Origin of the sequence: Pseudoalteromonas obscura (assembly GCF_030135505.1) — a bacterium.
In the GTDB taxonomy this organism is placed as follows: Bacteria; Pseudomonadota; Gammaproteobacteria; order Enterobacterales; family Alteromonadaceae; genus Pseudoalteromonas; species Pseudoalteromonas obscura.
In genome coordinates, this window is the sequence record NZ_JASJUT010000002.1 from 300,689 (window position 1) to 313,164 (window position 12,476).

Sequence of the window (12,476 nt, forward strand, 5' to 3'; positions counted from 1 at the left end):
TCAGATCACGTAATTCGTAGCCAATGCAATTAGAGTATAATTTAAAATACCTAGTTGTAATTGGTTCAATATCTGTGTTAATAATACTGCCAATACTGATTTTTAGATACGAACAGATTATGAACTTTTTCACGCGCCGTTATTTTTTCTTTTTTAGCTTCTTTAGGTGAAGAGGCTTAACTGTTTGCGCGTAAAAACGAATAGCTAAGCCTCCCACCATCTGGGAGGCTTTTTTTTTGGCACAATGGGAGTGAGGACCATGACGCAAGATACTTTAGATGCATTGAGGACAGAGATTAATGAGATTGACTCTGAGTTATTAGTACTTTTGGCAAAGCGTAGACGTATTAGTCACGGGGTATTGGAGTATAAGATTAACAACAATAAACCGATCAGAGATGAAGAGCGAGAGCTTGCCCTATTAGAAAAGCTAATACGATACGGTAAGTCTCTAGGGCTAGATCAATTTTACATCAACAATGTTTTTCAGGTAATTTTGGAAGACTCTGTACTCAATCAGCAGGCACTTCTGCAAAAAAGCTTGAACCCCGATACCGTCAATGATACTCATCGAGTTGCCTACCTAGGTGGACAAGGTTCATATAGTCAGTTGGCTTGTCACAAGTATTTTAGTCGCCGCCCTGGGAAAGTCGTTGAAATGGGCTGCCAGTCATTTGAAGATATCACCAATTCAGTTGAAAAAGGCAAGGCCGATTTTGGTATTTTACCAATCGAAAATACCAGCTCAGGCAGTATTAATGAAGTATTTGACTTAATGCAGCACGCTCAAGTCTCTATCGTTGGGGAAGTCACTCACAGTGTAGAGCACTGTCTACTCGCCAAATCCGGTATCGAGCTTAAAGATGTGAAAAAAATCTATGCCCATCCGCAACCCTTCGCACAGTGCAGCCGTTTCTTACAAAGCCTTGCAGACGTTACCCATGAAACATGTGACTCTACATCAAGTGCTATCAAAGCTGCTGCGGAGTGTGACCAAAGCGCGGCGATTGGCTCAGCACAAGCTGGACGTTCACAGGGCTTGGAAGTCATCAAAAGTGAACTTGCCAATCAAGCTGAAAACCACAGTCGCTTTATTGTGGTCGCAAGAAAACCGCTTCAGGTATCTACCCAAATCCCTACGAAAACCAGTCTTATCATGGCGACAAAACAGCATGTCGGTTCCCTTGCAGATGCATTGATGGTATTCAAAGAAAACAGCATTAACATGACAAAACTTGAATCGCGTCCTGTTCCTGGCAATCCGTGGGAAGAAGTCTTTTACGTAGACTTACAGGCAAATATTGCAGACCCTCAAGTGCAAAAAGCGCTAGAAGCACTCAAAGAACATACTCAAACGGTCAGAATTTTAGGTTGCTACCAAAGTGAGTCACTCAAAGCAGTGGAACCTATCTGATGCCATAAGCCCAGCTATGGAGCTGGGCGCTCCTCTTAACTTAGTACGCACTGTTTCTTCAGAGTAATATGCGCTACCAATGTAGCGCATTAACGCACAGCTTATGAAGCTAGCTCGTCGAGCACTTTGGCATCATTAGCCTTATTTAAAATACCTCTACTCTGTGCTAAGAAGGTATGGGCACTGTCAGAGAAATAGGTCTGCGCTTTATCAAACCCTTCTATCAATGCTTTTTTGTCACGTTGTTTCAAGTTTTGAAGTGTTTGTGCAAAGGTATCCTGATAGCTGGCGAGCAACCCTTCAACGTCGTCAAACTGAGCAAGCATTATATCGACATATAACTCGGGGGACTGTGCAAATAAACGGCCAACCATCATCAACTCCAATTGATAGATAGGTGAAGAGCAACTGCGAAGCTCTTCCAGTGTGTGACACTGTTTTGCTAAAAACTGGCCATAAACAAATGTAGTCAAGTGCCGCATGACCTGAATGATTTGCATCGCTTGGTCGTGCTTTTTCGCTTCCATAGAGACAATATGACATCCCCAGATTTGAAGTTGCTTCAATAAACCATCATATGCGGCTTGATCTCGCCCGTGACAAGCTACCACAGTTTGCTTAACCCAGTGAGAGATATCTGGGCCAAACATTGGGTGTAGGCCAACCACAGGGCCCGGGTGTTTTTTGAGTAGGCTTTTAAGTGGGGCTTGCTTTACAGATGTAATATCCGCCAAAATGCATTCGGGATCCAGCGCAGGTAAATCTTCGATAACTTGTTCTAGACTATTTATAGGCACACTCACAAGCACGAGCTTTGCACCGGACAAAATATCTGCGGCATCTTCTTGATGGCCTTTATCGAGCACTTTAACTTCGTAACCTGAACGTCTAAACTGCTTCGCAAATAACTGGCCCATTGCCCCCTCACCACCGACTATCACAATTGGCGAAAGCTCGGGTGCTGTACACGCTAATTTACTTTGCTGATTTTCGTATGCTTCACGCATCATTCTGCGCAAAATATCTTCCACCAACTCAGGGTTCACCCCCTTCTCTTGTGCTTGCTGACGACGTGCCGCGATTAAAACCGCTTCTCTGTCTGGAGCGTGCAGTGCTGCGCCCTGTTGCTGCTTAATTTGCCCAACCTGCTCTGTTAGTTTTCTGCGCTCAGCAAGCAAGCTAACCAGTTCACTATCACAGCGATCTATTTGGACACGCAGCTCATCTAGACTCAAATTATCTCTCATTCCCATACCGTAAACCTTAATTTACACCAGTAAATATTTAATTACACCTAGTCTAACAGGACGAATTTTATTAAGAAAGTAACATTTCGTTACTTCATGAAATTATAAGGTACAAACCAATGGGTTTTAAATTTACGTGTCAGTAGGTGAGTATTAAGACAAAAGATAGCAGACAATCAATGAATTGAAATATGAGGGGAGAAACCAAACAGGCCGCATAAAGCGGCCTGTTTGTTAAGCATAGGTAGTATGCGCGTATTAGTTAAGTTTCTCTTTAATACGTGCAGATTTACCAGAACGCTCGCGTAAGTAGTAAAGCTTAGCGCGACGAACCGCACCACGACGCTTAACTGTAACGCTGTCAACCAGTGGGCTGTGTGTTTGGAAAACACGTTCAACACCTTCACCGCTTGAGATCTTACGAACAGTGAAAGATGAATGAAGGCCACGGTTACGCTTAGCGATTACAACACCTTCAAAGGCCTGTAGACGCTCTTTGTTACCTTCTTTAACACGTACTTGAACAACAACTGTGTCACCAGCGCCGAACGCAGGTACGTCTGTTTTAAGCTGCTCTTCTTCAAGCGCTTTAATAATATTTTGGTTTACTTTTGCCATTTTATTTCTCACATTCCTAGGAGTAACTGTCTTCTAGCCACAAGCTTCATGTTCTTGCTGAAATTCAGCAAGGAGCTTTGCTTGCTCCTCAGTCAGAGCTAGGTTACGCAACAAGTCCGGACGGCGTAGCCAAGTCCTGCCTAATGACTGCTTTAAGCGCCATTTTGCAATTTCTTTGTGGTTCCCACTGAGTAATACAGCAGGGACCTGCTTTCCATCCAATATTTCAGGCCGAGTATAGTGAGGGCAATCTAACAGGCCATCCGAAAATGAGTCCTGCTCAGCAGACTGATTGTGACCAAGCACACCAGGCACTAATCGAGCAACTGCATCGATAAGCGTCATAGCGGGCAATTCGCCACCACTGAGAATAAAATCACCAACGGACCACTCTTCGTCTACATGAGACTCAATGATCCGTTCATCTATACCTTCATATCGACCCGCAACTAGAATCAATTTTTCAGACTGTGCTAATTCAGCAGCGCCTTTTTGATCCAGTTTGCGTCCCTGTGGAGACATATAAATTACTTTTGCACCATCACCTGCTGCAGATTTTGCATCAAGTATGGCTTTTTCAAGCGGCTCTACCATCATCAACATACCTGGACCACCGCCATAAGGACGATCATCTACAGTACGATGTTTGTCAGTAGCATACGCTCTAGGGTTCCAACAATTGAACTCAATCAAGCCGTTTTTCACAGCTCGACCAGTTACACCTTGCTGAGTAACTGCATCAAACATTTCAGGGAACAGCGATACAACGCCTACCCATAGTTTTTGCTGATCACTCATTAAAATGCAGGATCCCAATCAACCGTAATTTCACGTTCATCGTGCTTAACTTCAATAATGACAGAATCTGTCAAAAATGGAATTAAGCGCTCAGTCTGGCCAAATGCATCTTTTTTGTTTGCTTTCACAACCAAAACATCATTTGAGCCAGTCTCCATCAGGTCATCGACATGACCTAAGTTGTAACCTTTATTAGTTACAACCGTCATACCAATTAAGTCTCGCCAATAAAACTCCCCTTCAGGTAATTCAGGAAGCTGCTCACTATTAACGGCGATTTCAGCATTGGTATAAGCCATTGCTTCATCTCTATCGTTAATGTTTGCAAATTTAGCGATGAAACCCTTGTTGTGGCGACGCCAGTCGCTCACTTCAAGTGCTTGCCATTTACCTTGTTGCCCTATCAACCATGGGCTGAAATCGAAGATCCCTTGGGGATCATCAGTAAATGAATGCACCTTAAGCCAACCCTTAATACCATAAGGGGCACCTAATTTGCCGACAACAAGTGTCGAGGTGTTATCTTGACTCATGGTTACACTTACGCCTATTAAGCCGCTTTACGAGCGTCTTTAACTAACTTAGCTACGCGATCTGAAAGAGATGCGCCTTGACCTACCCAGTGATCAACACGAGCAAGATCTAGACGAATTTTTTCTTCCTGACCAGAAGCGATTGGGTTAAAGAAACCTACTTTCTCGATGAAACGACCGTCACGCGAGAAACGGCTATCCGCAACCACGATTTGATAGAATGGACGCTTTTTAGCGCCGCCACGTTGCAAACGAATAGTTACCATACCGTCCTCTACATAGATTGACTGTTTTCATTAATAAGATATAACTTCCCACTACGGGAAGCTGGGGAATTGTACGAGTTTTTCTCAACAATGCAAGCATGTTTTGGATTTAATTCTCAATCTTGACATACCTAGGTCAGTTTGGACCTAAAACGCACTCATTGTTTGGCTTCGCACACGCCAAAATAAAGAAACGGGTGCAGTTAAAAGCACCCGTTTAAAAGCTCAAGCAAAGCATTAATTACTTTGCTCGCAGGGAGGCATTAAACCTTAGAACGTATATTTCGCATTTAGTGCAAAATTACGCCCTGGTTGCGTATACTGTCCTAGCGCTGCGTCAGCCGACTGCCCAGCGACGCTCTCATATGGCGTGTATTCCTTATCCAATAAGTTAAAGACGCCCGCATTAAGTCTAAAGTTGCCAAAGTCGTATTCAGCGAAGAGATCAACTGTCCCCCAACCCGCTGTTTTGACCTTGTCATCAGCTGGTACCTTAGTCATACGTTTGGCAGCTTTAAATGCCGCAGTAACGGACCAGTTGTCTAACTCATAGCGTGCCTTTACAAAACCATTTAGCGGGCTAATAGTACTAATATAGTCATTAGTTTCTTTGTCTTTACCCTGTACATAGGAAAAACCAGAATTAAACGACACATTGTCATTCACCCAAATAGTGAAGTCAGCTTCTAGTCCTTTGATCTCTACTTCTGCAATATTTTGGTACTGATAATAAGTCTTAGGAGGCATACCTGGAATTTGGCTTGGCTCAACACGCACAATTTTGTTTGAGATAAAATCATCAAATTTTGAATTAAATACCGTGACAGAGAACTGTTTCGACTCAAAATCACCTTTAACGCCGAATTCAACGCTGTCGCTTGTTTCTGGATCTAGCTCAGAGTTCGGTAGAATTTGATAAAATGGCTCAACACCGTGACTTTGGTATGCAAGATCATGAGGTGGAATTTTGAAACCACGAGAATACTGAGCAACAACGTTCAAGTTTTCTGACACAGAGTAAACCACGCCCAGTTTTGGCGACAGAGCCGTTTCACTGATGTCTCCAAATTCTGTGCCCGCGTATAATTCGCTTTGTTTAGCATCCATCTCATAGCGGTCTATGCGTAGGCCAGCATTGAGCTTAAGTGTATCAGGTATCAAGGTAATATTGTCTTGAACAAATAAACCTAGCATAGTTGTGTCTGCACCAGGGAACGTCTTTTGCCCTTCTCTATCTAGGGTTTTGTTTCCCTGTGTATCAATTCGTGTTTTATAGCGAGGACGAGCCGTCTCATAGCTATCGTAATCAAAGCCGTAAACCAATTGATGAGACAAAGAGCCAAATTCAAGCTGCTTATCAAGGACTAAACGCGTGCCGAAAATAGATTGCTCAAAGCGATAGTCATTGAAGTCAGTATATGGACCAGTGCGACTGCGGCTGCCATCATTTGCGCGGATCTGATCGCTTAATTGCTCAAAGTCTGTGTAATAAACTTGTGCGCTTAGATTATCGTAAAAACTGGTTGCACTCGCTGTATCAAACTCTAGAGAGAATGAAATGCTTTCATTATCATCTCTTGTTTCATAAGCATTTTCAGTAACAATTTGCTCAACATCTTGGTCAAAGTAGTCCACTGTCGCCAAGATACGTTCATTGTCAGTAATTATGAATTCAGATTTGAGTAGCAGTGCATTTGATGTGTAGTCAAAACCGGGCAAATCTTCCGCATAGTTTTGGGTTTCTTCACCATCTCGACGTGTGACCTGAATCGATGTCGCGTTAGAATTACTCAGTTGCTTGGCGAATGTCGCCGTCGCACTTTTTTCTGCGTTCACGCCATAATACCCAAGACCAACTTGCGCGTACGTATCATTACCCGATAAATAATCAGACGGATTTTTTGTCGAAATCACAACAATACCGCCAAGCGCATCTGAACCATATAGCGACGACGCAGCACCTTTGGCAACTTCGATTTGCTTAACATTGTCCACGTCAAAGTAACCACGGCCGATAAGTAAGCCACCGCCCCCTGCGTAAGCATCATTTAAACGGCGACCGTCTTTGACATACACCACCCGGTTTCCACCGATACCACGAATATTGAGCGCTTGGGCTTCACCTGTAGAGCCCGTAGTTGTAATCCCTGTTTGAAACTTAAATGCGGTATTTAAGTCAACTGCTAACTCACGTTCAATCTCTTGTTCGGTGACAACATTTACAGTACCCGCAACATCTTCAAGCTTTTGCTCAATACGCGACCCTGATACTACGATTACTTCGCTATCTTTTTCAAATTGTTCAGCAACAACATTAGGCGCAGTAAAGACTGCTGCCGCAATACCTAGCGAAAGAGTAGTTCTTTTAAACATTATCTTTTAACCTCAAACAGGAAGAATGAATAATTTTCGCTGTGCACTATAAAGGTATTTTCACCTGATCGCAAACGATAATTATTTGCATTTCTATAATCATATAGATTTTATTTTCTGTAGAATGTATTATTGCCGTTATTGGATACATGTACTCATAAGGGATTTGCTAGTCGCTCAAACTGAGGCAATTGCAGCGCAGTTTTGGGTCAAATACTCAAGTATCAAAACGTGAGAAGAACAATGAAACATACCTTTTTTATCGGTATTTTACTGATGCTAAACAGCTTTATGGCTAACGCAGAACGTTTAGTTGTTGCAGGCGGTACAATTACTGACATCGTTTATGCGCTAAATGCTGGTGACAAAGTTGTTGCCGTAGACACCTCAAGTACTTGGCCTCCTAAAGCAGCTGCCCTACCTAAAGTTGGCTACTATAGAGATCTCGCTGCCGAAGGTATTTTGTCGCAAAAACCGACCATGATTTTGACTTTAGAAGGTGCTGGTCGCCCAGAAGTGCTTACACAAATAAAAAGTACAGGTGTACCGGTTCATCATTATGACAAGCCAGATAAAGTTGACGACCTTTACACTTTAATTAACCAAGTCGCAAAAGAGCTAAAAAAAGAGCACCAGGCGGCTACATTGATTAAATCGCTCAAGTCCCAGCTACCAGAGAAGCCTAAGCCTTCAAATACTAAAGCCTTATTTATTCTCTCCGCAGGTGAGCGTGGTGTGATGGTCGCAGGTAAAGAAACTGTACCTGAGGTGCTGTTTAACTACACAGGCATTAAAAACATTGCGACACATAACGGATTTAAGCCAATTAATCGAGAGTCTATGCTCGTCGCCAACCCCGATTTTATCATCGCGCCCAGCCACGTTGTATACGGAGCCGGTGGTCCAGAAAAGTTTTGCAATCAAGCTGCACTGGCTTTGATCCCCGCTGCGAAGGAATGTCGTCTTTTAGTTATGGATTCATTAATGGCATTAGGTATGACCACACGCTTACCTGAAGCCATTGCCAAACTAGACGCATTTCACCGTAAGCAGGCACTATGAGTAATATTACGCTCCCTATTTTAAATTCAAAACAACATTTAAAATGGTACTGGCTAAGCATTTTTTTGCTGCTTAGCCTAGCTTGGCTGTCACTAAGCAGTGGCCCTGTTGGCTGGGATTGGAAAATGCCCATCGTATGGCTGCTACCAAATTCAATGACAACCGACATTAATGACCTACATATAAGCGTTGTGTCACAAATTAGACTACCAAGGCTCATGCTTGCCATTTTAGTCGGCTCGGTACTTGCCTGCAGCGGTGCTGCAACCCAAGCTCTTTGCCGAAACCCATTGGCCGATCCAAGCCTTATGGGTGTCACTGGCGGTGCAGCGGTAGCAGCTATTGCTGTGATAGCACTGGCCCCCAAGGCCAGTTTTATAAATGAAGCTATGGTTGCACCTGCCGCATTTATAGGCGCATTAACCATTACCTCTGTCATATATCGTCTAGCGAATCATCAAGGGCAAGTGCAAATTACCACTTTGTTACTCGCTGGCGTAGCTATCAATGCCATAGCCATGGCAATTATAGGCTTGTTTAGCTTTTTTGCGGACGACAGTTCATTGCGCCTAATGACATACTGGCAAATGGGCTCTCTAGGGGGGGCTAGCTGGTCAGCAATGACTTATGGTGCGCCATTGATCATCATCAGTACAATTACGTTGCTGTTGAAAAAGCGTCAAATCAACGCGTTGATGCTAGGAGAGCGAGATGCGAGACATCTAGGTGTCAACGTTAAACGTCTTAAAACCGAAGTAGTATTCTTGGTTGCTTTGGGCGTTGGTGGCGCCGTAGCAATGGCTGGTATGATTGGCTTTGTAGGCTTAGTTGTGCCACATATCGCGCGCTTATTGGTGGGCCCCGACCTACGCAAAATGTTACCACTAAGCATGCTCTTAGGCTGCTTACTCATGCTCTTGGCTGATTGGATTGCACGCTTAATTGTTGCGCCATCTGAATTGCCAATTGGCATAGTCACCGCTTTATTTGGCGCACCATTTTTTATCTACCAGTTAATCAAACAAAAGCGAGGTGCACATGCTTGAATGCAAAAACATTAGCATTACTCGTGGTACCAAGCGTATTATTCACGATCTCTCGTTTACTGCCCATCAAGGTGAATTTATTGTCTTGCTGGGGGAAAATGGCGCGGGTAAATCAACCTTGTTGAGTGCAATATGCGATGATTTGTACTACAGCGGTGAGGTATTATTGAATGAGCAGTCGATTCACGTCCTTGACCCTCAAACACTCGCAACCCAGCGAGCAATGCTACTACAAAACAACCGAGTCAACTTCGCATTTAGTGCCGCAGAACTGATTGCTATGGGTCGCTACCCTTACCATGAAACAGCGCAAGCACAAGCGGACGTTGTCAACGATATTATTACGCAAATGTCTCTTGAAGCTTTGGCTGATAGAGATGTCACAGTGTTGTCTGGGGGTGAATTTCAACGCGTACAATTTGCGCGTTGTATTGCACAATTAAATGCACATAACACTCAAACTACAGGTAAACTAATGTTGCTAGATGAACCGACATCTGCGCTCGATCTTCACCATCAACACGTTACCCTGAGCAAAGCCAAATCGTTTGCTGAACAAGGCAATACCGTGATTGCCGTTTTGCATGATTTGAACCTCGCATCATTATATGCTGATAGAATTTTACTGCTACATCATGGCATTATTTACCATGACGGAAAACCGCAAGACGTATTGCGCCCAGAAGTATTACAGCCTATCTATCGTGCTGGCATGCAAATTAACTTGCACCCCAGCTTTGAAATCCCTATGATTTTTTCAGAACCGCTAACAGGAGCCTCCAATGCGTGAACAAGCCGCTTTTGAAGCACGCACCCTAGTAAGACAGTCATCTGTCTGTGTGATCTCAACCCTTTCTAAAAACCTACAGGGCTACCCTTTTGGATCTGTGTCTCCTTTTATGACGGACAGCCAAGGTAGGCTGGTATTTTATATTGCCGGCATCGCTCAGCACTCGCGCAACCTAACTGAAGACAGCCGCATGTGTGCCACGGTTTTTGACGCTGCTGAACAAGGTGACCAAAATGCCCACGCACGCGTGACTATCGTCGGTGATGCCGCACCAGTGCCAGCCGAGGAATCAGACGCACTGCTAGAGCGTTATGAACGTCAATATCCGGAAGCTATTTCTTACCGGCAGGCCCATGATTTCCAGCTATGGCGTATGGACGTAAAACGCGTTCGCTACATTGGTGGTTTTGGCCATATCTTCTGGATAGAACAAAATGAGTGGGACGCGCAAGAGCCTGAATGGACGTTAGAAGATGAAAAAAGAATGGTTGAGCATATGAATGACGACCATGCTGACGCTAACCAGCTAATGCTCAAGCTTATCCATCAGATCGAAGCGGAACACGTTATTATGACTACCATAGTGCCTGATGGCTGTTACCTACGAGCCAATGAGAAAAACTACTACATTCAATTTGAAAATGTGTGCATGGATAGTCAAGCTGTTAGAATGGAGTTAGTCAGACTCACTAAGTTGGCCAGAAAAGAGTTCAACACCAGCACTGAAACTGCTCAAGATTAAATTGAAACTCAGCTAAATTGAGCCACGTTAGATCAAAAAGGGAAGTGTCACCACTTCCCTTTTCACATTTTGGCAAATTAAAATTTAGGGCCACCGCCGCCAAACATACCCGGTGGCATCATACCTTTCATGCCTCGCATCATTTTCATCATGCCGCCTTTGCCTTTCATCTTTTTCATCATTTTCTGCATTTGTGTAAATTGCTTTAGCAGCTTATTGATGTCTTGTACCTGAGTACCTGAGCCAGCTGCAATACGCTTTTTACGCGAGCCTTTGATGATTTCAGGACGGGCACGCTCTTTCGGCGTCATAGAGCTGATAATCGCTTCCATTTGATTAAAGGTTTTGTCGTTAACTTGCCCTTTAACCGCATCCGGTAAATTATTCATACCAGGCAGCTTTTCAAGCATGGACATCATGCCGCCCATGTTTTTCATTTGCTTCAACTGCTCAGCGAAGTCTTCAAGGGTAAAGCCATCCCCTTTAAATACCTTTTCTGCAACCTTAGCCGCTTTATCTTTGTCAACTTTTGCTTCGACTTCCTCGATCAGTGATAAAACATCACCCATACCAAGAATACGAGATGCGATACGATCAGGGTGGAATGGCTCTAATGCGTCAGTACGTTCACCGACACCCATAAATTTAATTGGCTTACCCGTTATATTACGGATTGACAGTGCAGCACCACCGCGAGCATCACCATCAGTTTTCGTTAAGATCACACCTGTCAGCGGTAGCGCTTCATCAAATGCTTTTGCCGTGTTTGCCGCATCTTGACCGGTCATGGAGTCAACAACAAATAGGGTTTCAATTGGGTTTATCGCCGCGTGTAGCGCTTTGATCTCTTCCATCATGTCACTATCGACATGAAGACGACCAGCGGTATCCACCAGCACCACGTCGATGAATTTTTTCTTGGCGTGACTTACTGCATTGTTTGCAATATCAACAGGCTTTTGTGAAATATCACTGGGGAAAAACTCAACATCAACTTCTGAAGCTAAGGTCTCAAGCTGTTTGATTGCGGCAGGACGATAAACGTCGGCACTGACAACCAATACAGATTTTTTCTTTTTCTCTTTCAGAAATTTAGCAAGTTTACCGACACTGGTCGTCTTACCAGCACCTTGTAAACCAGCCATCATGACAACTGCTGGCGGCTGTGCGTTGAGGTTAAGCTCTTCGTTAGCTTCACCCATCGCTTTCTCAAGTTCTTCACGAACAATTTTAATGAAAACCTGACCAGGACTTAGACTTTTGGTTACTTCTACACCAACAGCACGCTCTTTAACTTGCTTTACAAACTCGCGTACCACAGGCAATGCCACATCAGCTTCCAGTAAAGCCATGCGCACTTCGCGTAGTGTTTCTTTAATATTGTCTTCGGTCAGTCGGCCCCTGCCACTGATGTTTTTAAGCGTTTTTCCTAAGCGTTCTTGGAGGTTCTCAAACATGTATCGCTTCCACTATCTCGTAATTACGCAACATTATACTGATATGCGCGCAACTAATACAGTATTCAAGTTATACAAAGATTCTTTTTACAAAGTCTATGCAAGCGGCGAGGCTTAAAATACAATAGCC

At 43.8% G+C, this 12,476-nt stretch carries 12 protein-coding genes; 5 read left to right on the plus strand and 7 right to left on the minus strand.

All coding sequences use genetic code 11. The annotated features are described in order from the left end of the window. Positions 1-259 precede the first annotated feature (259 nt). On the plus strand, positions 260-1,414 hold the full coding sequence (pheA, locus tag QNM18_RS05475) for a prephenate dehydratase (protein WP_211009663.1): 1,155 nt from the start codon (positions 260-262) through the stop codon (positions 1,412-1,414). A gap of 101 nt (positions 1,415-1,515) precedes the next feature. Here the strand turns inward: pheA and tyrA are convergent, their stop codons facing one another. The 6 genes from tyrA to QNM18_RS05505 form a co-directional block, all read right to left on the minus strand. Continuing rightward, complete coding sequence (gene tyrA / locus QNM18_RS05480; RefSeq protein ID WP_284136614.1) at positions 1,516-2,661, minus strand: bifunctional chorismate mutase/prephenate dehydrogenase; 1,146 nt, start codon at positions 2,659-2,661, stop codon at positions 1,516-1,518. A gap of 258 nt (positions 2,662-2,919) precedes the next feature. Then, entirely contained in the window at positions 2,920-3,279 is a 360-nt protein-coding gene (gene rplS / locus QNM18_RS05485) for a 50S ribosomal protein L19 (protein ID WP_023398627.1), read from the minus strand. Positions 3,280-3,312: 33 nt separating this feature from the next. Beyond that, positions 3,313-4,077 (minus strand): tRNA (guanosine(37)-N1)-methyltransferase TrmD, encoded by a 765-nt coding sequence (trmD, locus tag QNM18_RS05490; protein WP_211009665.1) that lies wholly within the window; start codon positions 4,075-4,077, stop codon positions 3,313-3,315. Then, positions 4,077-4,610 carry a ribosome maturation factor RimM gene (gene rimM / locus QNM18_RS05495; RefSeq protein WP_023398625.1) on the minus strand — a complete coding sequence of 178 codons (534 nt, stop codon included), beginning with the start codon at positions 4,608-4,610 and terminating at the stop codon, positions 4,077-4,079. The genes trmD and rimM overlap by 1 nt, the downstream gene beginning before the upstream one ends. 17 nt (positions 4,611-4,627) lie before the next feature. Continuing rightward, positions 4,628-4,876, minus strand: a complete 249-nt coding sequence (gene rpsP / locus QNM18_RS05500; protein ID WP_023398624.1) for a 30S ribosomal protein S16 — start codon at positions 4,874-4,876, stop codon at positions 4,628-4,630. Between the two features lie 270 nt (positions 4,877-5,146). After that, complete coding sequence (locus tag QNM18_RS05505) at positions 5,147-7,249, minus strand: TonB-dependent hemoglobin/transferrin/lactoferrin family receptor (protein WP_284136615.1); 2,103 nt, start codon at positions 7,247-7,249, stop codon at positions 5,147-5,149. Positions 7,250-7,492: 243 nt separating this feature from the next. On the opposite strand from QNM18_RS05505, the gene QNM18_RS05510 reads away from it, so the two are divergent. The 4 genes from QNM18_RS05510 to QNM18_RS05525 are packed head-to-tail and all read left to right on the plus strand — an operon-like array spanning position 7,493 to position 10,889. Beyond that, positions 7,493-8,311 carry a heme/hemin ABC transporter substrate-binding protein gene (locus QNM18_RS05510; RefSeq protein ID WP_211009667.1) on the plus strand — a complete coding sequence of 273 codons (819 nt, stop codon included), beginning with the start codon at positions 7,493-7,495 and terminating at the stop codon, positions 8,309-8,311. Then, positions 8,308-9,357 (plus strand): FecCD family ABC transporter permease, encoded by a 1,050-nt coding sequence (locus tag QNM18_RS05515; protein ID WP_284136616.1) that lies wholly within the window; start codon positions 8,308-8,310, stop codon positions 9,355-9,357. Before QNM18_RS05510 ends, QNM18_RS05515 begins: the two co-directional genes overlap by 4 nt. Beyond that, a complete protein-coding gene (locus QNM18_RS05520) occupies positions 9,350-10,147 on the plus strand; it encodes a heme ABC transporter ATP-binding protein (RefSeq protein ID WP_211009669.1) in 798 nt (265 codons plus the stop codon). Before QNM18_RS05515 ends, QNM18_RS05520 begins: the two co-directional genes overlap by 8 nt. Further along, a complete protein-coding gene (locus QNM18_RS05525) occupies positions 10,140-10,889 on the plus strand; it encodes a HugZ family pyridoxamine 5'-phosphate oxidase (protein WP_284136617.1) in 750 nt (249 codons plus the stop codon). Before QNM18_RS05520 ends, QNM18_RS05525 begins: the two co-directional genes overlap by 8 nt. Positions 10,890-10,966: 77 nt before the next feature. Here QNM18_RS05525 and ffh read toward each other — a convergent pair whose 3' ends face one another. Further along, positions 10,967-12,346 (minus strand): signal recognition particle protein, encoded by a 1,380-nt coding sequence (ffh, locus tag QNM18_RS05530; protein WP_023398618.1) that lies wholly within the window; start codon positions 12,344-12,346, stop codon positions 10,967-10,969. Positions 12,347-12,476 lie beyond the last annotated feature (130 nt).